This window comes from Streptomyces hydrogenans, assembly GCF_014656075.1.
Lineage (GTDB): Bacteria > Actinomycetota > Actinomycetes > Streptomycetales > Streptomycetaceae > Streptomyces > Streptomyces hydrogenans.
Genome location: NZ_BNBS01000133.1, coordinates 1 through 22,397 on the forward strand (window position 1 = coordinate 1; position 22,397 = coordinate 22,397).

Genomic DNA, 22,397 nt, shown 5'->3' on the forward strand with positions numbered 1-22,397 from the left:
GGTGCCCCCGGTGGCGGACGGGCCGGGCGTCGGGTCGCCCGCCGCGCGGTCGGCGCCGGGAGGGGCGTACGCCGTCCCGCCCGGACCGGCCGGCTCGTACGCCGGTCCGCCGGTGTCGTCCGTGCCCTCCGCCTCCAGGATCCGGGCCGCGTGCCGGCCGAGGCGGGCCAGGACGTCGGCGGGCAGCCAGGGGTCGGCGACCGGCAGCGTCTCGGCGATCTCGGCCGCCGTCGGCCGGGCCGCCGGGTCCTTGGCGAGGCAGGCCCGGATCAGGCCGGTCAGCGCGGGAGCCACGTCCGTCAGGTCGGGGTCGTCGTTCGCGATCCGGAACATCAGCGCGTGGACGCCGCTGTCGGAGGTGCCGAAGGGGGAACGGCCGGTCGCCGCGTAGGCGAGGACCGAGCCCAGGCAGAAGACGTCGGACGCCGGTCCCACCTTCTCGCCGCGCACCTGCTCGGGCGACATGAAGCCGGGCGAGCCGACGACCGCGCCGGTGCTGGTGAGCCCGCCGTCGGTGACGGTGTCCACGGCCCGGGCGATGCCGAAGTCGATGATCCGGGGGCCGTCGACGGTCAGCAGCACGTTGGAGGGCTTGAGGTCGCGGTGGACGAGCCCGGCCCGGTGGATGTGGTCGAGCGCCTTCCCGAGGCCGGCGCCCAGCGCCCGGACGGTCGCGGGCGGCAGCGGTCCGTACTCGTCGCCGACGACGGTCCGCAGCGACGGGCCGGGCACGTAGCCGATGGCCACCCACGGGGAGGCGGCGGTGGTGTCGGAGCCGAGGACGGGCGCGGTGCCGGTGCCGCCGACCCGCTCCAGCGCCTCGACCTCCCGGGCGAAGCGCCGCCGGAACTCGTCCTGGGCGGCCAGCTCGGCGTGCACCACCTTGACGGCGACGGTCCGCCCGCCGGCCGAACGCGCGAGGAACACCCGGCCCATGCCGCCGACCCCGAGCCGGCCGATGAGTCGGAACGGGCCGATGCCGACCGGGTCTTCCGCGTTCAATGGCTCCACGTGGCAAGAGGATGCCAGACCGGGCGGAGGAGCCGGGGCACGCTCCGGGTCACGGTCCGGTGTCAGCCCGTGCCCGCCGCCTTCTCAGCCGTCCCCGCAGATCCGCAGCCCCTTCGGGGTCGCGCACGGCAGGTGCCCGCGGGCGCGCACGATGTCCTGGCCCCGGCCCCGCGCGAGGTAGGCGAGGAAGCTCGCGGTGAGGGAGTCGCTCGCCGGGTCGCCCCAGGTGTAGGCGTACTCGATCTCCCGGTAGGGGTACGGGGACGCGCCCAGCTCGTCCAGGACCGGGCCGCGACCGTCGAGGTCGACGCGGTGCAGGCCCTTCGCCGCCGCGACGGAGCCGAGTTCGGCGTAGCCGATCGCGCCGGGGAGGCGGGCGACGGTGGCCAGCACCTGGTCGGTGGAGTCGAGTTCGCAGCGGACGACCTTCGCCTCCCGGTCGTCGACGGTGGAGCAGTCGCGGGAGGAGTTGGCGGGCTCGTTGCGGCCGAGGACCCGGCGCTGGAAGACCTCCCTGGTACCGGAGTTGGCGTCCCGGCTGACCAGGAGGACCGGCAGGCCGGGGAGGTCCGCCGGCAGGCCCGGGCCCGTCAGCAGGTCCCAGCGGGCGACGTCGCCGCGGTAGAGGGAGCGGATCTGGTCCAGGGTGAGGTTCCGGACCGGGACGGCGTCGTGGGCGACGACGGTGAAGAGGGAGACGGCCACCATGTGCTCGCGCAGCCGGGGGTGGCCGGCCGGGCCGTGCCCGTCGGAGAGGGCGATGACGGCGGGGGAGCCCTCGGTGCGCGCGCCCGCCTCGGCGAGGTCCCGGACGCCGGAGGTGGAGCCGTCGGCGTCGACGGTGACGGTGGCTCCCGCGCAGTCCTTCTCGTATGCCTTCGCCACCTCCCGGACGACCGGCGCGAAGGCGGTGGAGCCGGTGACGGTGAGTCTGCCGCGGGCGCAGCCGATCGGGGGCGGGGTCTGTTCGCGGACGATGATCGCGGCGAGCGCGACCACGCAGGCGGTGAGGACGACGGTGACGGAGCGGGCGGTGGGGCTGAACCGGCCCGTCTGGTCGTCGGGGGTGGTGGAGCGGTTGCGGCGGATGGAGCCGCCGGCGACGGTGCCGTGCACCTTGATGTCGCGGTCGGCGACGGGGCCGGAGAGCTGGACGAGCAGCTTGAAGTACTGGCCGGGGTCGAGGGCGACCCGGGGGACGAGGACGGCGTTGCCGTCGCGGCCGAGCTTGGGGGCGCTGTCGAGGTCGTCGCGGACGGGGTTCCAGCCTGCCGGGACGGTGGCGACGACGCCCCGGACGGTCACCGAGGGGGTGCCGAAGGTGATGCGGAGGGCGTGCTCGGCGGGGGCGACGCCGTAGTCGTCGATGCCGATGTCGAGGTCGCGGTCGTTCTCGATGCGGAGCAGGACGAGGGTGGCGCCGGCGGCGGCGCTGCCCAGTACCTCGCCGGCGCGGACGGTCATCACGCCGCCGTCCTGGTCGTCGCCCTCCTTGTGCAGGGGCGTGTTCAGCTGCACGCGGTAGCCGAGGCGCTTGCGCTGTGGCTTGAAGCGGTCGATCCAGACGGCGCCGACCGAGACGAGGACGCCGAGCAGGGCGGTGGCGACGGCGACCACGTTCTCGGCGGTTATCCACTCCATGGGGACTCCATGGCCGGGACGGTACGGACGGGTGTGCGAGCCCGGGGGTGGCGTAGCGGCCCGACACCTGGATTTCGCCGCTCGTTCAGCCGGCCGGGAGGACGGTTCGGGGGTCGCCGCGGCGGGGGTCGTCCGGGTGGCCCGGCCGGGGTTGCCCGGGCCGGAGGAGCGTGGATGTAATGGCCGTGAGGGGGCCCTTCCGGAGGAGGAACCCCATGCGTGTCGTCGAAGTGACCGCCTACGGCGGACCCGAGGTCCTCAGGTCCGTGCGCCGTCCCGAGCCGGACCCCGCGGACGCCCCGGGGCGGGTCCGGGTGCGGCTGAGGGCCGCGGCGGTCAACCAGGCGGACCTCAAGATCCGGTCCGGCCGGTTCGCGGCCGCGCTCGGCGCGCTGGCCCCGCCCTTCGTGCTCGGCTACGACTTCGCCGGGACCCTGGTGGACCCGGCGCCGGGCCTCCCCGCGGGCACCCGGGTGGCCGGTTTCGTGCCCTGGGTGGCGGAGGGGGCCGGGGCGGGGACGTACGCGGAGACGATCCTGGTGGAGCCGGGCTGGCTGGCCCCGGTCCCGGACGAGGTGGACTTCACGGCGGCGGCCTCGCTGCCGCTCTCCGCGCTGACCGCCGCCCAGGCGCTGGACCTGATGGCGCTGCCGGACGGTGCGACGCTGCTGATCACCGGCGCGAGCGGGGTGGTGGGCCGGTTCGCGGTGCAGCTGGCGGCGCGGGCGGGCCACCGGGTGATCGCCCTCGGCGACGCCGACGACGCGCACGAGCTGCGGCTCCTCGGGGCCGACGGGGTGGTGCCGCGCGGGGCGCCGGAGGAGGTGATCACCGGGGTGCTGGGCCACGCGCCGGACCGGGTGGACGGCGTCTTCGACGCGGCCCTGATCGCCGACCCGCTGCTGCCCGCGGTCAAGGACGACGGGGTCTTCGTCTCCGCCTCCGGGGAGCGGGTGCCGGTGGCCGAGCGGGGCGTCCGGGTGGACGTGGTGGAGGGCCGTCCGGACGCCGCCCGGCTGAAGGAGCTCCTGGAACTGGTCGGCTCGGGCGGGCTCGCGACCCGGGTGGCCGACGTGCTGCCGCTGGAGGAGGCGGGGGAGGCGCACCGGCGCGCGGAGGCGGGCCGCCGGCCGGGCCGGATCGTGCTGATGATCTGACGGGCGCCCGGCGCCCGCTCCCGCCCCTCCCCGAACGCCCGCGACGTCCGCCCCTCCGTGCCCCCGGCACGGAGGGGCGGAGTCGTGCGGGTGCGTCGCCCTGGTGTGTTGAGGGGCGGAGTCGTGCCGTCGGCTCGAATCCGCCAGTTCTGGTCTAGACCTTGACAGGTACAGACCAGTGTCGCTTCGCTGTCCTTCCCCCCACCGGAAGGACGACAGCGCATGCGACGTCTTCTCGCCCTGATCGCCGCCCTCTGTACGGCAGTCGGGCTCGCGATCCTGCTCCCCGCCACCGCCGGCGCGGCCCCCGCCTGCGTCGGCGCCTGGAACTCGGGCCAGGTCTACACCGGCGGCATGACCGCCTCGTACAACGGCCACAACTGGTACGCGAAGTGGTGGACGCAGAACGAGCGTCCCGGCTCCAGCGACGTCTGGCGCGACGAGGGCGCCTGCGGCACGGGCGGCGGCGGCACCCCGGACCCCTCCGGATTCGTCGTCACCGAGGCCCAGTTCAACCAGATGTTCCCGAACCGGAACCCCTTCTACACGTACGCCGGGCTGGTCGCCGCCACCAAGAAGTACCCGGCCTTCGCCGGCACCGGCAGCGACACCGTGAAGAAGCAGGAGGCCGCGGCCTTCCTCGCCAACGTCTCCCACGAGACCGGCGGGCTGTACTACATCGTCGAGCAGAACACCGCCAACTACCCGCACTACTGCGACGCGAACCAGCCCTACGGCTGCCCCGCCGGCCAGGCCGCCTACTACGGCCGCGGCCCGATCCAGCTCTCCTGGAACTTCAACTACAAGGCCGCCGGCGACGCCCTCGGCATCGACCTCCTGAACAACCCCTGGCGCGTGGAGCGCGAGCCGGACGTCGCCATGATGACCGGCCTCTGGTACTGGAACACCCAGAACGGCCCCGGCACCATGACCGCCCACAACGCCATGGTCAACGGCGCCGGCTTCGGCCAGACGATCTGGGCGATCAACGGCAGCCTGGAGTGCAACGGCCGCAACCCGGCCCAGGTCCAGAGCCGCGTCACCAAGTACCAGCAGTTCACCCAGATCCTCGGCGTCCCCGCCGGATCCAACCTCTCCTGCTGACCCTCACCCGCCGCCCCCCCCACGGGGATCCTCAGCTCGCCCTGACCACCCAGGTCAGGGCGAGCGCCGGTGTGAACGAGGCGAGGAAGGCGGGCAACCGGTCGTAGCCCGCCACCTGGAACTCCAGCGCCGTCGGCAGCAGCAGCACGAGCCCGGCGAACAGGATCCCGAGCGCGGGCAGATGGACCGCCGGCCGGAAGCGGCGCAGCCGGTGCAGGTCGGACGCCTCCATCTGCGACTTCAGGATCACCCCGGCGATGATCACCCACGGCCACACCCAGACGGCGAGGGCGAAGCTGAGGAACAGCGCGCCCTCCTCCACCTGGTCGTGCTCGGTCACCGGCGCGTCCGGGGCCCCCGGCGCGTAGTACACCGCCACCTCCGCGCCCGGCGCGAGCGGCTCGGCCGCGGAGTACATCCCCTCCACGACGACCTCGCGGGGCCCGGCGGTGAAGGGCACCCGCACCACGACGTCGGTGAGGTAGTACGCGTCGTTGTCCTGGCCCGCGGGCACGAACTCCGGCTCCCCGGACAGCCGTACGGCCGGCACCTCGAACTCCCCGTACCCGGCGGCCGGCATCCGCTCCTCCCACTGCCCCCGGGCGGTGCTCGGCGTGAAGACCACCAGGAACGCGGCGACGGTGGCCGGCGCGATCCCGAAGCCGAAGACGTACGGCAGCGCCGGGTTGGGCCCACCGGACCCACCGGACCCACCGGACCCACGGCGCGCGCGGGGCTTGCACGGCCGGTCGCCGAAGTGGTCCGGCTCCTTCGGCTTCCGGTACGAGGCCACCACCCAGGCGACGGCGAAGAGCGCCGAGGCCCCCGCGAGCGCCAGCTCCGGCGTGAGCGGGGGGTACGGCGAGACCCCGGCCGGCGAACACCCCACCGCCGCGCCCGCGCTGACGACCATCCCCCACCCGCAGATCCTGGTGGCGGCACTACCCCCCGACGTGTACATGGCGCGCAGCACAGGCCGCCCGGACGGCCGGAAAGCTACCCCTCCCGCCCGGCCTCCGCCTCGACCGCCTCCAGCGCGGCCGACAGCCGCTCCAGCACCCGTACGGTCTCCTCGAAGGCCTCGGGGCCGCCGAGTTCGGCCGTCAGCCGGGCGGCCAGCTCCGCGTGGCCCGGGCCGATCCGGGCGATCGCCGCCCGGCCGGCCTCGGTGGGGGCGAGCAGCTTGGCGCGGCGGTGCGCCGGATTCGGGGCGTAGACGGCCAGGCCGTCACGGACCAGCAGGTCGGCGATCCGCTGGACGCTCTGCCGGGTGATGCCCATGACCCGGGCGATGCCCGCCACCGGCAGCGGCTCGGGCAGCACCGCCCCGAGCACCTGCCACCAGGCGGCGGTCAGCCCGGCGGGCTCGGCCAGCTTCTCCGCGACGGCGAGGAACTGTCCGTTGAGCCGGAAGACGCCGAGGGCGGTCCGGCTCAGGGCCTCCTGCTGGACCCGGCTCATCCGTTCAGCTCGGCGAAGGCCGCCGGGTCGGAGTCGTGGAAGAGCCGGTACCAGGCGTCCCGCTTCCCCTCGTACGCGCCGAGCCGGGCGAAGATCTCGCGGGCGAAGGCGACCGGCTCGGTCGGGCCCGCCGTGATCAGGTCCCCGTCGGTGACGGCGTCGGCCTCCACGTACCGCTCCGCGCCCGCGTAGCCGGTCGCGGCGAGGTAGAAGGAGACGGCACCGGTGTGCGCCCGGTCGTCGAGCAGCCCCTCCCGGGCGAGCCCGGCGGTGGCCCCGCAGATGGCGGCGACCGGCACCCCGGCGTCGAGGAAGGCCCGCGCGGCGGCGGTGAACGGGGCGAGTTCGTCGCCCTCGTCGTACTTCTCGGCCCCGGGCAGGATCAGCAGGGCGCTGTCCTCGGGGCGCAGCTCGTCCAGCGCGAGGTCGGGCACGATCCGGATCCCGGCGATCGTGGTGACGGGCTTCCCGGCGTCGGCGCCCACGGTCCGCACGGTGAACCCGGCGCGGGCGAGCCACGCGGTGGCGTGCCCCGTCTCCCAGTCGGCGAGGGTGTCGTACACGGCGAGGTGAACGGTCTTCGAGGTCATGACAGTAGACTGTCAAAACGACAGGATGCTGTCAAGAGGAGCGCCTCCGGAACCCCGCGACGAAATCCGCAGCCGCCCGCCCGGCAGAGCACAGTGTCGTGTCCGGCGCGTTCTCGGTGGACAAGATGGTGATGGCCGTCCCACCTGGGGTTCCTTACCCTTCGGTGCATGACCCCTCATGTCGTACCCGACCCCCAGGCCGGCGCCGCCGTCAAGGCCGCGGACCGCGCGCACGTCTTCCACAGCTGGTCCGCCCAGGGCCTGATCGACCCGCTCGCCGTGGCCGGCGCGGAGGGGTCGTACTTCTGGGACTACGACGGCAACCGCTACCTCGACTTCACCAGCGGCCTCGTCTACACCAACATCGGCTACCAGCACCCCAAGGTGGTCGCCGCCATCCAGGAGCAGGCCGCGAAGCTCGCGACCTTCGCGCCCGCCTTCGCCGTCGACGTCCGCTCCGAGGCCGCACGCCTCATCGCCGAGCGCACCCCCGGCGACCTGGACAAGATCTTCTTCACCAACGGCGGCGCCGAGGCCGTCGAGAACGCCGTCCGGATGGCCCGGCTGCACACCGGCCGCCACAAGGTGCTCTCCGCCTTCCGCTCGTACCACGGCGCCACCTCCACCGCGATCAACCTCACCGGCGACCCCCGCCGCTGGGCCTCCGACACCGGCTCGGCCGGCGTCGTGCGCTTCTGGGCGCCCTTCCTCTACCGCTCGCCGTTCTACGCCGAGACCGAGCAGCAGGAGTGCGAGCGCGCCCTCGCGCACCTGGAGGACACCATCGCCTTCGAGGGTCCCGGCACCATCGCCGCGATCATCCTGGAGACCGTCCCCGGCACCGCCGGCATCATGACCCCGCCGCCCGGCTACCTCACCGGCGTCCGCGAGATCTGCGACAAGTACGGCATCGTCTTCGTCCTCGACGAGGTCATGGCCGGCTTCGGCCGCACCGGCAAGTGGTTCGCCGCCGAGCACTTCGACGTCGTCCCCGACCTGCTGACCTTCGCCAAGGGCGTCAACTCCGGCTACGTGCCGCTCGGCGGCGTCGCCATCAGCGAGAAGATCGCGGCCACCTTCGAGACCCGCCCCTACCCGGGCGGCCTCACCTACTCCGGCCACCCGCTGGCCTGCGCCGCCGCCGTCGCCACCATCCAGGTGATGGAGGACGAGAAGGTCGTCGAGAACGCCGCCCGCATCGGCGAGACCGTCCTCGGCCCCGGCCTGCGCGAGCTCGCCGAGCGCCACCCGTCCGTCGGCGAGGTCCGCGGCATGGGCGTCTTCTGGGCGCTCGACCTGGTCAGGAACAAGGAGACGCGCGAGCCGCTCGTCCCGTACAACGCGGCCGGCGAGGCCAACGCCCCGATGGCCGCCTTCGGCGCCGCGGCGAAGAAGAACGGCCTGTGGCCCTTCGTCAACATGAACCGCACCCACGCCGTCCCCGCCTGCAACGTCACGGCCGACGAGGTCAAGGAGGGCCTGGCGGCCCTGGACGCGGCGCTCACCGTCGCCGACGAGCACACGGTCTGACGTCACCCGCTGACGGCACCGGCCGGCGTCACCCCGTGTGACCAGGGCCTCCTCCCGAGGGACCAGGTCTGGACTAGAGTCTTCCGGAACCTCATGGAGGGGGCCCCGCCCGCATGCCCGGCACGTCCGCGAACAGCGCCGTCACCCGCAGCACCCTCAGCCGGCAGATCGCGGACGCGCTCCGTGACGAGGTCCTCGCGGGGCGTCTCCAGCCCGGCCGGGAGTTCACCGTCAAGCAGATCGCCGAGCAGTACGGCGTCTCCGCCACCCCCGTCCGCGAGGCCCTCGTCGAGCTCTGCGCCCAGGGCCTGCTCGACTCCGACCAGCACCGCGGCTTCCGCGTCCACCGCTTCTCGGTGGCCGACTACCGGGAGATGGTCGAGGCCCGGATGCTCGTCGTCGACGGCATCTTCCGCCTGCACGCCCCCGGCACCCGCGCCGCCCTCCCCGAGCCGGACCCCGGCATCGGGGTCGTCCTGGTGTCGATACGCCGCCGGGGCGAGGCCGCCGTCCGCGCCGCCCGCGCCGGCGACCTCGACGTCCTCATCGGCTACGACCTGCGCTACTGGCACGAGCTGGGCCGGCTGGTCGCCCGCAACGGCCACATCGCCGACTTCCTGCACCGGCTCCGCGTCCAGGCGTGGGTCTTCTCCGTGCCCTACCTGCGGGCCGAGCGCGAACTCCACGGCTGGCTCTGGTCCGGACACGTGGAGCTGATCGACGCCGTCACCCGCGGCGACGCCGAGGCCGCCCTCGACGTCGTCCGCGCCTACAACGCCCACTCGCTGGAGTGGGCCGACCGCCTGGAGGCCCGGCCCACCCGGTGACCCGCCGCCGGATTGAGGCCCCGCTTCCCGGGGCAGGCCTCCCACGGGTGGGCGTCGTCGGCGCCGCCGACTACCCTGGCCCTCCCCGGAACTGACGGAGAGCGAGCCTCCCTTGGCCTGTGACCTGTGGCTGGTCCCCCTCGTCGACGTGCTGTGCCACAGCCCCGACAACCCCTTCGCCGAAGACCTCGCCGCCTACGACGCCGTGCTGAGCGCCTCCGGCCTGCCGACCGTGCCCGTGTACGCGTACATGCCGGGACTCTCCGGCGACGTGGCCCCGGTCGCCGGCTTCGACTACGAGGCCCTGCACTTCCTGCGCCGGGCCTACCTGCTGGCGATCTGCGGGCTGCCGGTCGAGCCCGTCGGCGAGCTCGGCGGGGACTACGAGCAGCTCCTGGAGATGTTCGAGGCGACCGCCCAGCAGTCCCACCTGGTCTGGCACTACGACCACGCGGGCGCCTACGTGCCGGTCGACTTCCCGGTGCCGCTCTCCAGCGACCGGCTCCTGGAGGGCGGCGGCCCGCTCGGCTCCTCCTACGGGCTGCTGCGGGAACTGGAGTTCGTCGCCCCGGCCCTCGGCATCGACCCGGCGAACCCGCCGGCCGCCCCGGCCCCGCCCGCCCGGCCCACCGAGCTGGAGGAGCCGGCCGCCCCGGTGCCGTACGACGACGGGCCCTTCGCCCGGGAGCGGCACGTCTGGCTCGGGCTGCACGCGGCGGCGACCCGCAGCCTCGCCCAGGGCTCGATGATCATGCTCAGCTGACCCCACGCGTCCCACGGCCGCCCCGGAGGAGCCTCAGCGGGCCTCCGGGGGCCGCTGGCGCGGCATGTTCGGCCGGGTGCCCGGCGGCAGCGGGAAGCGCCCGGACGGGTGCGCCGCCTCCGGCCGGGCCGGTACGACCCCGACCGACTGGAGCGCCAGCGGCGCCGGGCCCGAGCGGAACTCGACCATCCAGTCCGCCGTCTCCGCCCGGACCAGCTCCGTGACGTCCTCCGAGAAGCGGCGCAGCACCCCGAGACACCGCTCGGCGGCCTCGCTGGCGGTCCCCTCCGTCGGCCCGAGGACCTCCCGCACGCTCTCCGAGGCCCAGTCGAACTGGAGGGCCTGGAGCCGCCGCTGCACGGCCTGGGCGGTCGCCACGTCCCTTATCCAGCCGGAGGTCAGCCCGAAGTACCGGTCGCAGGCCATGCAGGCCGCGCCGAGCAGCAGCGAGAGGTAGCCCCAGCCGGCCGTGCCCTCGGCGACCCCGGTCAGGTCGAGCAGCGGCAGCGCGGCCCCGGCGATCACGCCGAGCGCGGTGCCGATCCGCAGGCCCCGGGCGCAGCGGCGCTTCCACACCCGGTCCGAGAGGTACCACTCGGCGGTGCGCAGGGCGCCGGTCTCCACCCACCGGTAGAGCTCGTCGAGGCGCTCCGCGGGCTCGCCCCAGTCGCCCAGGGGGAAGGGCTTCCCCGTCAGATCTCCGTGGACGTCTTCCCCGGGCTGCCCCGGCGGCTGCATCTCCGGCTGGTGGCTCACCGGGGGACTCCTCTGTTCAGCCCAGCGTTCGTGTCGCTCGTGTCCTTCTGTGACGTGCGGTGCACGTGGTGCCTGCCCTTCCTACCGCCGAATGGTGGGCGACGGGCCCGGAATCCCGGGATTTCCGCCCGCAAGAGGGTCTTGATCAGGTAGAGGAGCCCGCAGTTTCTCACTCGAAAGAGTTGTCACGGCAGGGCGGTCCGTGACCGCGTAGGCTCGGATCACCGGTACCAGACGTGACCGGCCGAGCTTCGAACACGAGGAGTGACCGTGATCCCCGGTGGCGGCCAGCCCAACATGCAGCAGATCCTCCAGCAGGCGCAGAAGATGCAGCAGGACCTCGCGCGCGCCCAGCAGGAGCTCGCCGCGACCGAGGTCGAGGGCCAGGCGGGCGGCGGTCTGGTGAAGGCCACCGTGACCGGCTCCGGCGAGCTGCGCGGCCTGGTCATCGACCCGAAGGCGGTCGACCCCGAGGACACCGAGACCCTGGCGGACCTGGTGGTCGCCGCGGTGCAGGCGGCGAACGACAACGCGCAGCAGCTCCAGCAGACCAAGCTGGGCCCGCTGGCGCAGGGCCTCGGAGGAATGCCGGGCCTGGGCTTCTAGCCGACACGTCCAGCCACTACCGTAAGAAGGCAAGAGCACACCCGGAAAGGGCGTTCCGTTGTACGAAGGCGTGGTCCAGGACCTGATCGACGAGCTGGGCAGGCTGCCCGGCGTCGGTCCCAAGAGCGCGCAGCGGATCGCCTTCCACATCCTCCAGGCGGAGCCGACGGACGTGCGCCGGCTCGCGCACGCGCTCCTGGAGGTCAAGGAGAAGGTCCGGTTCTGCGCGGTCTGCGGGAACGTGGCACAGCAGGAGCAGTGCAACATCTGCCGCGATCCGCGCCGGGACCTGACCGTCATCTGCGTGGTCGAGGAGCCGAAGGACGTCGTCGCGATCGAGCGGACCCGCGAGTTCCGGGGGCGATACCACGTCCTCGGCGGCGCGATCAGCCCGATCGAGGGCGTCGGCCCCGACGACCTGCGGATCCGGGAGCTGCTCGCCCGCCTCGCGGACGGCGCGGTCACCGAACTGATCCTGGCGACCGACCCCAACCTGGAGGGCGAGGCCACCGCCACGTACCTGGCCCGGATGATCAAGCCCATGGGGCTCAGGGTCACCCGGCTCGCGAGCGGCCTGCCGGTCGGCGGCGACCTGGAGTACGCCGACGAGGTCACGCTCGGCCGTGCCTTCGAGGGGCGGAGGCTGCTAGATGTATGACGACCGGGCGCGGGAGGACCGGGCCGGTGCCGGTGAGCACTCAGGGAGGCTCCTCGATGTCTGACCCCACGCTCCACTCCATCACGCAGAGTCCCGACGACTTCGCGGTCCAGATCGCGGACTCCGTCGAGAGCTTCATCGTCGCCACGACCGAGGTCGCCAAGGGCGACGAGCCGGACAGCGCGGTGCCCTTCCTGCTCCTGGAGATCTCCCAGCTGCTGCTCGCCGGCGGCCGGCTGGGCGCGCACGAGGACATCGTCCCGGACGAGCGGTACGAGACGGACACGGGCCCGGAGCCGGACGTGGACGACCTGCGGGAGCGGTTCGCGGCGATGCTGGACCCGGTGGACGTCTTCTCCGAGGTCTTCGACCCGTACGAGCCCCGCAAGGCGCCGGTCCCGGCCCGGATCTCGGACAACCTCGCGGACATCGTCGCGGACCTCCGCCACGGCCTCGCCCACTACCGGGCCGGCCGCACCTCCGAGGCGCTGTGGTGGTGGCAGTTCTCCTACTTCTCCAACTGGGGCCCCACCGCCTCCGCCACCCTCCGCGCCCTCCAGTCCCTGGTGGCCCACGTCCGCCTCGACCAGCCCCTGGCGGCCCTCGACGGCCTCGACACCGACGAGGACCTCACCGAGGACGACCTGGCGGAGGAGGCGGGCCGCGTGATGATCCAGGAGATCGCGGGGCCGCTGGGGATGAAGGGGCTCTAGTTCCCGGCTCCGTCGCGGCTCCGGGTCACGGTCCCGGATCGCGATGTGATCACTTTCTGAGCACGCCGTCTCAGGATGTGATAGCGGGCTGGTGTTTTTCGGTCGCTCGTTAGACTGAGCCGACCGCAGCGAGAGGCTGCGGCACCGACCGAGCGAGGAGCGCACGTGGGCCTTGTCGTGCAGAAGTACGGAGGCTCCTCCGTTGCCGATGCCGAAGGCATCAAGCGCGTCGCCAAGCGGATCGTGGAAGCCAAGAAGAACGGCCACCAGGTGGTCGTCGTGGTCTCCGCGATGGGCGACACGACGGACGAGCTGATCGATCTCGCGGAACAGGTGTCTCCGATGCCTGCCGGGCGTGAGTTCGACATGCTGCTGACCGCCGGAGAGCGGATCTCCATGGCCCTGCTGGCGATGGCGATCAAAAACCTGGGCCACGAGGCCCAGTCGTTCACCGGCAGCCAGGCGGGTGTCATCACCGACTCGGTGCACAACAAAGCGCGCATCATCGATGTCACGCCGGGCCGGATCCGCGTCGCCCTCGACGAGGGCAACATCGCCATCGTCGCCGGCTTCCAGGGCGTGTCCCAGGACAAGAAGGACATCACCACCCTGGGCCGCGGCGGCTCCGACACCACGGCCGTGGCGCTCGCCGCCGCGCTCGACGCCGAGGTGTGCGAGATCTACACCGACGTCGACGGCGTCTTCACCGCCGACCCGCGCGTGGTGAAGAAGGCGAAGAAGATCGACTGGATCTCCTTCGAGGACATGCTGGAGCTCGCCGCCTCCGGCTCCAAGGTGCTGCTGCACCGCTGCGTCGAGTACGCGCGCCGCTACAACATCCCGATCCACGTCCGCTCGTCCTTCTCCGGACTCCAGGGCACGTGGGTCAGCAACGAACCGACAGGGGACAAGGTGGAGCAGGCCATCATCTCCGGTGTCGCCCACGACACCTCCGAGGCGAAGATCACCGTCGTCGGCGTTCCGGACAAGCCGGGCGAGGCCGCGGCCATCTTCCGGGCCGTCGCGGACGCCGAGATCAACATCGACATGATCGTGCAGAACGTGTCGGCGGCCTCCACCGGTCTCACCGACATCTCCTTCACCCTCCCCAAGGCCGAGGGCCGCAAGGCCATCGACGCCCTGGAGAAGGCGAAGGGCTCGATCGGCTTCGACTCGCTGCGCTACGACGACCAGATCGGCAAGATCTCGCTCGTCGGCGCCGGCATGAAGACCAACCCGGGCGTGACCGCGGACTTCTTCCGCGCCCTGTCCGACGCGGGCGTCAACATCGAGCTGATCTCGACCTCCGAGATCCGCATCTCGGTCGTCACCCGCGCCGACGACGTCAACGAGGCCGTCCGCGCCGTCCACAGCGCCTTCGGCCTGGACAGCGACTCCGACGAGGCCGTCGTCTACGGCGGCACCGGGCGCTGACCCGACCGGTCCGACCCGTACCGCAACCGCGCCCGGCCGCTCCCAGCGGCCGGGCGCGGTCGTCGTATCCGATTGAGGTGGCTTCGGAGGATCTGTGAACATCCTGTGAGCAATTCGGCGACGGAACCCCCTTGAACTGCGGTGATGCGGTGTCGGACGATGCTCTTCCCCCTTCCTGCAACTAGTAGTTGGGTGGGGCGCGTCTCCGCGTTCACCCACGAACGTGAGCGGAGAGCGCGATGGAACGGGGCAATGGGGGAGAACAGTTACGCATGAGGACGAACGGGTCGCCGCTGAGAAAAGTGGCGCAGGCGTACAACCATTCCGGGGGAACACGGGTCCAACAGGCGTGGCAGACGTACTCGACATTCCCGCGCTCTCCCCGCTCCGCGGGGTCCGCACGGCCGTGCTCCCCCTGCGGGGCCCCGGCGCCGTCGGCGCGCCCGGACGCGACGCCGCGGTCCGTCCGCTCGGGCGCCCGCGCCCGCTCGACGGTCCTCCGGTGACCCCCTCCGTGACCACCGAATCCCGTGCGAGGGTCAGCGGCATCCCGACGCCGCGCAAGACCGCCGAAGGCACCGGCGCCGGCACCACCGTCGACCACCTCACCGAGACCTACCGCGCCCACTACCGGTCGCTGCTCGGTCTCGCCGCCCTCCTGCTCGACGACACGGCCTCCTGCGAGGACGTCGTCCAGGAGGCGTTCATCCGCGTCCACTCGGCCCGCCGGCGCGTCCGCGACCCCGAGAAGACCCTCGCCTACCTGCGCCAGACCGTGGTCAACCTCTCCCGGTCCGCGCTGCGCCGCCGCATCCTCGGCCTCAAGCTGCTGTCGAAGCCGATGCCGGACATGGCCAGCGCCGAGGAGGGGGCGTACGACCAGCTGGAGCGCGACGACCTCATCAAGGCGATGAAGGGCCTCCAGCGCCGCCAGCGCGAGGTCCTCGTCCTGCGCTACTTCGCCGACATGACGGAGGCCCAGGTCGCCGAGACCCTCGGCATCTCGCTCGGCTCCGTGAAGGCGTACGGTTCCCGGGGCATAGCCGCCCTGCGCGTCGTCATGGAGGCCAAGGCATGAGCGCCGAGCGCGAGGACGACCTGACCCCGGAGGCGCGGGACGGGCGCGGCGACGGCGAGGAGCGCCACGACCCCGACGAACGCAGCGGACGCGGCGCCGAACAGGCGCGCGTCGGACGTGACGACCTGAGTGGACGACTGATGATGGACTTCGAGCCCGGCCCCGGCGAGGACGACGGGGAGGACGAGCTCGCGCTGCGCCGGCTGTTCCACGGCGCCGTCTCGGGACTGGAACCGTCCAGTGCCTCCCTCGACCACCTGCGCCGTGCCGTGCCCGCCCGCCGCGCCCGCAAGCGGCAGGCGCTCGTCGGCGCCGCGGCCGCCGCGGTCCTCATCGGCACCGCCGTCCCCGCCTTCATCCACGTCGCCGGCTCCCCGGGGCTCACCGCCGCCAACCCGGCCCTCGCCGGGCACGGCGAGCAGGCCCAGGGGGGGACCGGCGCCGAGACCGAGGGTGACGACCCGGCCTCCACCAAGGCGCCCTCCGTCAAGGTCTCGCCCACCACCGGCCCCACCCAGGGCGCCACCGACAAGGGCGACGCCAAGCCCGACCCCGAGGGCAGCCGGCCGGGCTCCGGCTCGGGCGCCGGCTCCGCGGGCGGCTCCGCGCGGGCCTGCGACAGCGGGGCGCTCCAGTCGGGCGGCGGGTACAACAGCGGCCCCGACTCCACCGGCGTCATCTACGGCGGCTTCACCATCATCAACGGCTCCGGCTCGACCTGCGTGCTCAACGGCTCCGGCCTGGTCGGCGTCTCGGCGAGCGGCGCCGCCGACCCGGGCTCGATCTCCGTCGTCCGGCACACCTCCGGCGATCCGGCGGGCGGCCTGCCCGACCCCTCGGTGGAGAGCAAGCCGCTGGTGCTCAAGCCGGGCGGCTCGTACCAGCTGAAGTTCGCCTGGGTGCCGTCCGCGACCTGCTCGACCGACGGCGGCGGCACCCCGACGACGCCGACCGAGCCCACCGAGGTCCCGACCGAGCCGACCCCCACGCCGACCGAGCCCACCGAGGTCCCCACCGAGCCGAGCCCCACGCCCACCGGCGGCGGCGAGGGCGCCGACCCGGGCGGCACCGAGGCCGGCGGCACCGGCACGGGCTCCGGGAGCGGCACCGGCACGGACTCCGGCCTGGGCACCCAGCTCCTGCGCGCCGAACCGGCCTCCGGCAGCGTCGCGGTGACCTACACCCCGGAGCCCGGCGGCCCGAGCGTCACCACGGTCCTCGACGGAGCCTGCGCGGGCACCGTCTACCGGACCGGGATGATCAAGGGCTGAGCGGGCCGGCGAGCCCGCACGGGTACGGCGAAGGGGCCGGGGATCCATCTCCCCGGCCCCTTCGCCGTACCCGCTCGCCCCGTCAGTGGTCGGCCAGGCCGAGCGCCTCGTCGCGGGCCGCCTCGGCCTCCCGGCGCAGCAGCCGGAACCACATGAAGACGACGAAGCCGGCGAAGACGAACCACTCGGCGGTGTAGCCGAGGTTCTGGAAGGCCTTGGCGTCCAGGCCCGTGCCCGCGGCCGCGGCCGCCGGGACCGGCGTCAGACCGGCCGGCGAGTCGGTGAGCGTCATCCAGGCGTCGTACACGTCGTCGTCCACCACGTTCACCAGCGAGGCCGCGCTGATCATGCCCAGCTGCCCCTCGGGCAGCCCGCCGGCCGCGCGCACGCCCTTCGTGCCCTGGTTCTCCGACGCCTGGAGCGCGCCGACGACGGTGACCTCGCCGGACGGCGGGGCGGGGGCCTCGGCGCCCGCCGGGAGCCAGCCGCGGACCACCGGCAGCGAGCGGCCGTCGTCGGTCCGCAGCAGCGTCAGCACGTACGCGCCGGACTTCCCGTCCAGCTCGCGGTCCGGCACCAGGAACTGCTCCCCGTAACGGCCGCGGGCCTCTGTGGCGCGGCCGGAGGTCTCCTTGTCCACCGGCAGCAGCGAGGCCAGCGGCGCGGCCGCCGGCGTGCTCGTGGCCGACTTCCGCTCGGCATCCTGGTGCGAGTCGACGCGATCCTCGAACTTGCCCAGCTGCCAGGTCCCCATGAACACGCAGAACGGGATGGCCAGCAGGACGAAGAGATTGATCCCCCACCAGCGGGGGGTCCTCAGGAACCGGTACACGCCCCCCACGGTACGGGGGCCGGGCCGCGCCCCTTCCAGGAGGGGGCCCGGTGGGGCCACGGGGGAGGTCGGGTGCGTGGGGCTACGGGTGTCCGGTGAGGTCCGTGGGACGACAGGGGTCCGGAGGGCCGGTGGGCTTCGTGGGGCGACGGGGCCGGCGGGTCCGGTGGGGACGGACGGGCCGGGCTCCCGGTCCCGCGGCCGTCAGGCCCGGGCGTCCGGGCGGAGGCGGATCACCGCGCGGCCGCCCGACAGGTCCACCGTGGTCCGGCGCGGCGGGGCGCCGTCCTCCTCGTCGTCGCGGAGCAGCAGGGCGCTCTGCCGCTCCTTCAGCTCGCTCTGCTTGCCGGGCGAGAAGGTGGCGTGCAGCTGCTCGAAGCCGGTCGAGGAGACGGTGCCCCGGCGCTTGCCCCGGCCGCTCATGCGCAGGAACTGGTCGGCGAAGGCGATCACGGTCAGCAGGATGACCAGACCCGGCAGCGTCACGAACACGGCGAACCCCATGCTCCCAGGAGACCACGTCCGCGCGCGGCCCCGGAAGGCTCCGGCGCGCGCGGGTCAGGCGTCCGGCCGGATGTGGTGCAGCCGGCGGCCGTCCGGCCCCAGCACCTGCGCCCCGATCTTGTACGTGCGCAGGCTGACCGCCGTCCCCGTGATCCGCAGCGCCGGGGCGGCCCGGACGAGCCCCGCGGTGATCTCGTGCAGCTCCCCGACCGAGCCCAGCCACATCGCCACCGCCAGGTTGTGCGGCCCGGTCACCGAGGTGATCACCTGGGTCCGGCGCACCCGGGTCAGCGCCGCCAAGGTGCCCGGCTCGTCCGGCGGCGCGACCTGCGCCGTCACCATGGCCCACACCGGGCGGCCGGAGAAGCGGGGCGCCGGCTGGCAGTGGTGGTGGAGCGCGCCGCCCGCGGCCAGGACGTCCAGCCTGCGGCGTACCGTCGACTCGCTCGTGTCGCACTGCCGGGCCAGCTCGGCGGCGCTCCGGCGGGCGTCACCGGCCAGCTCCGCGACGAGCCGCCGGTCCAGCTCCGTCACCTGGGGGGCCACGCGCGCGCGTGCCCCGTCCCGCCGCTCCAGGGCGCTGAGGTCGGCGAGCAGCCGGGCCTGCGCGGGGGTGAGCTGCTCGATCCGGGAGCGGTAGGGGCGGTTGTGCATCCGGGTGACGACCTGGGTGCGGGCCCGCAGCACCCCGGGGAGCCGGCGCACCCGGCCGGTGACGTAGGCGTCGAGGGCCGGCAGGTCCGGTGCGATCAGCAGCAGGACGAGGTCGGCGCCGCCGGTGACCGCGTGCACCCCCAGGGTGCCCGGGTCGCCGGCCAGCTCGACCGCGGTGGCCTCGGTGGTGTCGGCGGTGCACTCCAGCTCGACCCAGGCGTACAGCGCGGACTCGGTGCCGCGCCGGGCGATGAGGAGCGAGGTCCAGGCGTAGCCGCCGGCGGTGAGGTGCTCCCAGCGGCGCGCGAGGGTGTCGGGCCCGGCCCCGAGGACGGTGGAGAGCTGGGTCCAGCTCGCCCGCGGCAGGATCTGGAGGGCGTGGATCAGTGACATATCCGTCTCCGCCAGGACGGATTCCCCGGTACGCATTTTCCTCCTTGGCCGATCCTCGGAAAACCTTGGTCGTGGCTCCGAGCGCACCCCAGGATGTGGACCAGGGCATATGCATTCAAGCCGCCTCGGTGCCCGGTGGCCACAAAATCGGCCAAACGTCACAGCGACGACACCCGACGGCGGCGGCAGCCGGAAGAACGGGGACGCACGGGGGATGGACGGCATGGGGCGCGGGGCGGTCGAGCCACCCGAGTACGAGGTGTTGTGGGGCGAAGCGGTCGGTTCCGGCCAACTCGCCGCCGCGGAGGCGGGGTACGCGTCCGCGGGTCCCGCCGAGCGGCTGCTGTGGGAGCGGCTCTCGGTCTTCGAGGGCGCCTTCGACCGGCGTGCGGTGGAGGAGGTCTGCGGTTACGGGGCGTTGGTCGCCGCCGACGTCGGCGCCGTCCTGGAGCGGCTGGCGCCGCTGGCGCTGCTGCCGGTGGACGACCTGTTCGACGGGGAGGACGGCGGGCCGCGCCACTGGATGCCGCACGCGATGCGGGCGGTGGGCGCGCGCCGGCTCACCGCCCGGGGCGACCGCTGGATCGTCGTCCTGCACCACCGGAGGTGGTGCGTGAAGGTCGCCCGGCGGGCCGCCGAGTGGTGGCAGCGCGGCCGGCAGCTGGACGCCCGCGACCTGGCCCTGCGCGAACTGCCCGACCTGGCCGCCGCCATGGACCCGACGACGGCGCAGGCCGAGCCCGGGGACGAGACCGGCGCGTCCCTGGAGATCGCGGTCTCGCTGTGGTTCCTGTGGGTGGCCTGCGGGCGGATCACCGAGGGGCGGACCCGGCTGCGGCACGCCCTGGCGCTGCATCAGGGCCCGCCGCCCGCCCGCGCGCTGTGGCTCGCCGCCTTCCTGGAGCTGGAGTCGGGCCGCCCCGAGGACGCCGACCCGCTCCTGGTCCAGGCGTGGGCGAGCGCGGTGCGGGACGGGGACGAGCGGTGCCTGGGGCTCCTGGCCCATCTGCGCGGCGCCGTCGCCCTCTACCAGGGCCGTGCCCGGGCGGCGGCGGGCGAGTTCCGGGAGGCGCTGGAACAGATCGGGGACGTGCCCGACTTCGGGCCGACCCGGGAGGCGTGTTGGGCGGCGCTGGCGCTCTGCTACAGCCGCACCGACCCGGAGGCCGCGCAGGAGGCGCTGGACCAGCTGGAGCTCGACGGGGCGGGGCGGCGGACCTGGGCGGGCCGCGACCTGTTCGCCGACGCGTGGGCGGACCACGCCCGGGCCGAACTCCTCGCCTGGGACGGGGAGCGGACCCGGGCCGCCGAGCACGCCCGGCGGGCGCTGCGCGAGCACCTGCGGCTCGGCTCCGCCGTCGGCGCCTCCTGCGCGGCCGAACTCCTCGCCCAGATGCGGCTGCTCGACGGACGACCGGATCTCGCGGCCCATATCCTCGGCGCCGTCGACCTGTTGCGCACCTCCGTCTTCGACACCTCCTACCGACCGGCGCGCTACTGCACGGTGGCGCGGGCCCGCAGCGACGACGCCCTGCGGGCGCTCCTGGACGATCCCGAGCTGCGGGAGGCGTACGAAGAGGGCGCGCGGAAGGGGCTGTTCGCGCTCTCCCGGGAGCGGTGAGGGGGTCCGCCCACTCGATCGGGGTGGGGCGGACGGGCCGCGGAGGAGTTGTCCACAGCTTCGTGCGCGGTCCTCCCCGGCGTGGGGTGCGGTGCCTACGATGACGGCATGATCGCTTTCGCGGTGTCCGCCCTGTTCCTCCTCCTCTTCGGGGTCGGTGTGCTGCGCGACCGCCGCCGCTTCGGGAACGCGGTGTACCTCGGTCTCGCCGTCACCTTCCTCGGCCTCGGCCTGCTCTCGGCCGTCGACGACCTGCCGCACGGTCTGACGGAGACGGTCCTCGTGCTGCTCCTGCTGGTCCTCGGCCTGGGCCCGGTGGTCCTCGCGGGGCTGCTGTGCGCCAACGGCGTCAAGATGGTCCGCAAGGAGGGCAGACGCCCCGCCAACCTGCTCTCGCTCCTCGCCGGCCTCGGCATCCTCGGGGTGCTCGGGCTGATGGCCGTGGCGGTCCTCACCCATTCGCGGGTCCTCGGCGTCATCGCCGTCACCCTGCTCCTCGTCCTCGGCTACGTCTCCTTCCTCTTCCTGTGCTTCGTGGGGTACGCGTTCCTGTACGGCCGCATGAGACTGCGCAGGGACGCCGGCTTCGTGGTGGTCCTCGGCTCCGGGCTGATCGGCGGCCGGCGGGTGCCGCCGCTCCTCGCCTCCCGGCTCGACCGGGGCCGGGAGGTGTACGGGCTGCTGGCCGCGCGCGGCCAGGACGGGCCGCCGCTCCTCGTCGCCTCCGGCGGCCAAGGTCCGGACGAGGAGCTGCCGGAGTCCCACGCCATGGCCGACTACCTGGTGGAGCGGGGCTTCCCCGAGGACCGGATCCGCCGTGAGGACCGCTCCCGCAGCACCGAGGAGAACCTGCTGTTCAGCAAGGAGCTGATGGACGCGGAGCGGCCGGGCGCGGGCTGCGTCATCGTCACCAACAACTTCCACGCCTTCCGGGCCGCGCTGATGGCCCGCAAGGCGGGGGTGGACGGGCAGGTGGTGGGCTCGCCGACCGCCGCCTACTTCTGGCCGAGCGCCATCATCCGCGAGTTCGCCGCCGTCTTCCTGGAGTACCGGGCGGTCAATGTCACGGTCTGCGCGGTGCTGGTGGGCCTCAGCTGCCTGGGGCTCGCGGTCACGGGGTGAGGCCCGGGCGGTCCGGACCCCGCCGCGGCGCCGGACGGGCGGGTCCGGCCGCACGTCCCTACCCTGGAGGGACGGAGGTGTCCGAGGGCGTCGGCGGAGGTGCCCGGACCCGCCGCGGAGGTGACCTCATGAGGCGACGCCACCACTTCCACATCGACTACCGGGGCCATTCGGTCTCGGTGACCGTGGAGACCGGCCTGCGGCAGGTGGTCGAGGTCCTCGTCGACGGCAAGGAGACGGGGTTCGCGACGACCCGGGACGACCGCCCGGTGACCGTCCCGATCGAGTTGCCGACCGACCCGCCGACACCGGCGAGCGTGCGCGCCACCCCGGGGCCGGGCGTGCCCCGCTGCCTGCTGCTGGTGGAGGACGAGACGGATCCGCACGTCATGGCGCCGCGGCTGTACTGAGGCCGGGCGAGGGACGGCGTGGCCGGGTCAGGAGAGCCAGGCCATGCCGATGAAGAGGAAGACGACGAAGGCGACGATCCCGGCGACGGCGGCCGTCTTGCGGGGCCGTCGGCGGGACAGCTCGGCGAGTGCGCCGCCGGTGGAGCCGGAGTTCCCGGACCGCTCGGGCGCCCGCCGCCGGGACCCGCCCGTCGCGGGGACGGCGGCCGTGGGCCCGGACGAGGGGCCGGAGGTGCGCGGGGCGGGCATGGCGGCCGGCCC

At 73.8% G+C, this 22,397-nt stretch carries 23 protein-coding genes and 1 pseudogene; 14 read left to right on the plus strand and 10 right to left on the minus strand.

Annotated elements, in window-relative coordinates:
• Both IE321_RS34865 and IE321_RS34870 read right to left on the minus strand, forming a co-directional pair.
• A partial coding sequence (locus tag IE321_RS34865) for a serine/threonine-protein kinase (RefSeq protein ID WP_190225848.1) occupies positions 1-1,011 on the minus strand: 1,011 nt, incomplete at its 3' end.
• An 84-nt stretch (positions 1,012-1,095) separates the two neighbouring features.
• Positions 1,096-2,652: a PstS family phosphate ABC transporter substrate-binding protein gene (locus tag IE321_RS34870; RefSeq protein WP_190225849.1), complete on the minus strand. Its 1,557-nt coding sequence runs from the start codon at positions 2,650-2,652 to the stop codon at positions 1,096-1,098.
• 215 nt (positions 2,653-2,867) lie between these two features.
• On the opposite strand from IE321_RS34870, the gene IE321_RS34875 reads away from it, so the two are divergent.
• Positions 2,868-3,809, plus strand: a complete 942-nt coding sequence (locus IE321_RS34875; RefSeq protein ID WP_190225850.1) for an NADP-dependent oxidoreductase — start codon at positions 2,868-2,870, stop codon at positions 3,807-3,809.
• 222 nt (positions 3,810-4,031) lie between these two features.
• On the plus strand, positions 4,032-4,913 hold the full coding sequence (locus tag IE321_RS34880; RefSeq protein ID WP_190225851.1) for a glycoside hydrolase family 19 protein: 882 nt from the start codon (positions 4,032-4,034) through the stop codon (positions 4,911-4,913).
• A 31-nt stretch (positions 4,914-4,944) separates the two neighbouring features.
• On the opposite strand, the gene IE321_RS34885 is transcribed toward IE321_RS34880, so the two are convergent.
• From IE321_RS34885 to IE321_RS34895, 3 genes are all read right to left on the minus strand, one after another.
• On the minus strand, positions 4,945-5,826 hold the full coding sequence (locus IE321_RS34885) for a hypothetical protein (RefSeq protein ID WP_190225852.1): 882 nt from the start codon (positions 5,824-5,826) through the stop codon (positions 4,945-4,947).
• 83 nt (positions 5,827-5,909) lie between these two features.
• Entirely contained in the window at positions 5,910-6,374 is a 465-nt protein-coding gene (locus IE321_RS34890) for a MarR family winged helix-turn-helix transcriptional regulator (protein WP_043221212.1), read from the minus strand.
• On the minus strand, positions 6,371-6,964 hold the full coding sequence (locus IE321_RS34895; RefSeq protein WP_190225853.1) for a DJ-1/PfpI family protein: 594 nt from the start codon (positions 6,962-6,964) through the stop codon (positions 6,371-6,373). The genes IE321_RS34890 and IE321_RS34895 overlap by 4 nt, the downstream gene beginning before the upstream one ends.
• Before the next feature lie 168 nt (positions 6,965-7,132).
• On the opposite strand from IE321_RS34895, the gene IE321_RS34900 reads away from it, so the two are divergent.
• The 3 genes from IE321_RS34900 (at position 7,133) to IE321_RS34910 (ending at position 10,084) form a co-directional block, all read left to right on the plus strand.
• The gene (locus IE321_RS34900; protein ID WP_043221206.1) at positions 7,133-8,494 is read left to right on the plus strand and encodes an aspartate aminotransferase family protein; all 1,362 of its coding nucleotides are present in this window, start codon (positions 7,133-7,135) and stop codon (positions 8,492-8,494) included.
• Between the two features lie 113 nt (positions 8,495-8,607).
• Positions 8,608-9,321, plus strand: a complete 714-nt coding sequence (locus tag IE321_RS34905; protein ID WP_043221205.1) for a GntR family transcriptional regulator — start codon at positions 8,608-8,610, stop codon at positions 9,319-9,321.
• A gap of 112 nt (positions 9,322-9,433) precedes the next feature.
• A complete protein-coding gene (locus IE321_RS34910; RefSeq protein ID WP_043221202.1) occupies positions 9,434-10,084 on the plus strand; it encodes a putative DNA-mimic protein in 651 nt (216 codons plus the stop codon).
• A 33-nt stretch (positions 10,085-10,117) separates the two neighbouring features.
• Here IE321_RS34910 and IE321_RS34915 read toward each other — a convergent pair whose 3' ends face one another.
• The gene (locus IE321_RS34915) at positions 10,118-10,822 is read right to left on the minus strand and encodes an SLATT domain-containing protein (protein ID WP_226652203.1); all 705 of its coding nucleotides are present in this window, start codon (positions 10,820-10,822) and stop codon (positions 10,118-10,120) included.
• A 288-nt stretch (positions 10,823-11,110) separates the two neighbouring features.
• Between IE321_RS34915 and IE321_RS34920 the strand changes: the two genes are divergently transcribed.
• From IE321_RS34920 to IE321_RS34945, 6 genes are all read left to right on the plus strand, one after another.
• The gene (locus tag IE321_RS34920) at positions 11,111-11,446 is read left to right on the plus strand and encodes a YbaB/EbfC family nucleoid-associated protein (RefSeq protein WP_043221198.1); all 336 of its coding nucleotides are present in this window, start codon (positions 11,111-11,113) and stop codon (positions 11,444-11,446) included.
• A 58-nt stretch (positions 11,447-11,504) separates the two neighbouring features.
• Positions 11,505-12,104 carry a recombination mediator RecR gene (gene recR, locus IE321_RS34925; RefSeq protein WP_043221197.1) on the plus strand — a complete coding sequence of 200 codons (600 nt, stop codon included), beginning with the start codon at positions 11,505-11,507 and terminating at the stop codon, positions 12,102-12,104.
• Positions 12,105-12,160: 56 nt separating this feature from the next.
• Positions 12,161-12,817 (plus strand): DUF5063 domain-containing protein, encoded by a 657-nt coding sequence (locus IE321_RS34930; RefSeq protein WP_043221194.1) that lies wholly within the window; start codon positions 12,161-12,163, stop codon positions 12,815-12,817.
• A 165-nt stretch (positions 12,818-12,982) separates the two neighbouring features.
• Complete coding sequence (locus IE321_RS34935; protein WP_043221190.1) at positions 12,983-14,251, plus strand: aspartate kinase; 1,269 nt, start codon at positions 12,983-12,985, stop codon at positions 14,249-14,251.
• Between the two features lie 406 nt (positions 14,252-14,657).
• Positions 14,658-15,329 carry a SigE family RNA polymerase sigma factor gene (locus IE321_RS34940; protein ID WP_372470260.1) on the plus strand — a complete coding sequence of 224 codons (672 nt, stop codon included), beginning with the start codon at positions 14,658-14,660 and terminating at the stop codon, positions 15,327-15,329.
• Positions 15,326-16,600 (plus strand): hypothetical protein, encoded by a 1,275-nt coding sequence (locus IE321_RS34945; protein ID WP_226652132.1) that lies wholly within the window; start codon positions 15,326-15,328, stop codon positions 16,598-16,600. Before IE321_RS34940 ends, IE321_RS34945 begins: the two co-directional genes overlap by 4 nt.
• Positions 16,601-16,682: 82 nt before the next feature.
• On the opposite strand, the gene IE321_RS34950 is transcribed toward IE321_RS34945, so the two are convergent.
• From IE321_RS34950 to IE321_RS34960, 3 genes are all read right to left on the minus strand, one after another.
• Positions 16,683-17,432, minus strand: coding sequence for an SURF1 family protein (locus tag IE321_RS34950; RefSeq protein ID WP_190225854.1), 750 nt, complete (start codon positions 17,430-17,432; stop codon positions 16,683-16,685).
• A 204-nt stretch (positions 17,433-17,636) separates the two neighbouring features.
• A complete protein-coding gene (locus IE321_RS34955) occupies positions 17,637-17,936 on the minus strand; it encodes a DUF6191 domain-containing protein (RefSeq protein ID WP_043221185.1) in 300 nt (99 codons plus the stop codon).
• A gap of 54 nt (positions 17,937-17,990) precedes the next feature.
• Positions 17,991-19,019 carry an Lrp/AsnC family transcriptional regulator gene (locus IE321_RS34960; protein WP_190225855.1) on the minus strand — a complete coding sequence of 343 codons (1,029 nt, stop codon included), beginning with the start codon at positions 19,017-19,019 and terminating at the stop codon, positions 17,991-17,993.
• A gap of 187 nt (positions 19,020-19,206) precedes the next feature.
• Here IE321_RS34960 and IE321_RS34965 point away from each other — a divergent pair, with 187 nt between their 5' ends.
• The 3 genes from IE321_RS34965 to IE321_RS34975 all read left to right on the plus strand — a co-directional run bounded on the left by IE321_RS34965 (position 19,207) and on the right by IE321_RS34975 (position 22,136).
• The gene (locus tag IE321_RS34965) at positions 19,207-20,604 is read left to right on the plus strand and encodes a YbbN family protein (RefSeq protein WP_190225856.1); all 1,398 of its coding nucleotides are present in this window, start codon (positions 19,207-19,209) and stop codon (positions 20,602-20,604) included.
• Between the two features lie 108 nt (positions 20,605-20,712).
• Entirely contained in the window at positions 20,713-21,726 is a 1,014-nt protein-coding gene (locus IE321_RS34970) for a YdcF family protein (RefSeq protein WP_190225857.1), read from the plus strand.
• 128 nt (positions 21,727-21,854) lie between these two features.
• Positions 21,855-22,136, plus strand: coding sequence for a hypothetical protein (locus IE321_RS34975; protein WP_043221346.1), 282 nt, complete (start codon positions 21,855-21,857; stop codon positions 22,134-22,136).
• A 27-nt stretch (positions 22,137-22,163) separates the two neighbouring features.
• Here IE321_RS34975 and IE321_RS34980 read toward each other — a convergent pair.
• Positions 22,164-22,397: pseudogene (locus tag IE321_RS34980) on the minus strand (serine/threonine protein kinase); the annotation flags it as partial.

What these genes read in the sequence shown, in the direction of transcription:
- IE321_RS34955 (WP_043221185.1), bottom strand. Translation starts at nt 17,936, where the DNA reads ATGGGGTTCGCCGTGTTCGTGACGCTGCCGGGTCTGGTCATCCTGCTG.
- IE321_RS34915 (WP_226652203.1), bottom strand. Translation starts at nt 10,822, where the DNA reads ATGCAGCCGCCGGGGCAGCCCGGGGAAGACGTCCACGGAGATCTGACG.
- IE321_RS34895 (WP_190225853.1), bottom strand. Translation starts at nt 6,964, where the DNA reads ATGACCTCGAAGACCGTTCACCTCGCCGTGTACGACACCCTCGCCGAC.
- IE321_RS34870 (WP_190225849.1), bottom strand. Translation starts at nt 2,652, where the DNA reads ATGGAGTGGATAACCGCCGAGAACGTGGTCGCCGTCGCCACCGCCCTG.
- IE321_RS34975 (WP_043221346.1), top strand. Translation starts at nt 21,855, where the DNA reads ATGAGGCGACGCCACCACTTCCACATCGACTACCGGGGCCATTCGGTC.
- IE321_RS34930 (WP_043221194.1), top strand. Translation starts at nt 12,161, where the DNA reads ATGTCTGACCCCACGCTCCACTCCATCACGCAGAGTCCCGACGACTTC.
- IE321_RS34945 (WP_226652132.1), top strand. Translation starts at nt 15,326, where the DNA reads ATGAGCGCCGAGCGCGAGGACGACCTGACCCCGGAGGCGCGGGACGGG.
- IE321_RS34965 (WP_190225856.1), top strand. Translation starts at nt 19,207, where the DNA reads ATGGGGCGCGGGGCGGTCGAGCCACCCGAGTACGAGGTGTTGTGGGGC.
- IE321_RS34970 (WP_190225857.1), top strand. Translation starts at nt 20,713, where the DNA reads ATGATCGCTTTCGCGGTGTCCGCCCTGTTCCTCCTCCTCTTCGGGGTC.
- IE321_RS34875 (WP_190225850.1), top strand. Translation starts at nt 2,868, where the DNA reads ATGCGTGTCGTCGAAGTGACCGCCTACGGCGGACCCGAGGTCCTCAGG.
- IE321_RS34900 (WP_043221206.1), top strand. Translation starts at nt 7,133, where the DNA reads ATGACCCCTCATGTCGTACCCGACCCCCAGGCCGGCGCCGCCGTCAAG.
- IE321_RS34885 (WP_190225852.1), bottom strand. Translation starts at nt 5,826, where the DNA reads ATGGTCGTCAGCGCGGGCGCGGCGGTGGGGTGTTCGCCGGCCGGGGTC.
- IE321_RS34890 (WP_043221212.1), bottom strand. Translation starts at nt 6,374, where the DNA reads ATGAGCCGGGTCCAGCAGGAGGCCCTGAGCCGGACCGCCCTCGGCGTC.
- IE321_RS34880 (WP_190225851.1), top strand. Translation starts at nt 4,032, where the DNA reads ATGCGACGTCTTCTCGCCCTGATCGCCGCCCTCTGTACGGCAGTCGGG.
- IE321_RS34960 (WP_190225855.1), bottom strand. Translation starts at nt 19,019, where the DNA reads ATGCGTACCGGGGAATCCGTCCTGGCGGAGACGGATATGTCACTGATC.
- IE321_RS34905 (WP_043221205.1), top strand. Translation starts at nt 8,608, where the DNA reads ATGCCCGGCACGTCCGCGAACAGCGCCGTCACCCGCAGCACCCTCAGC.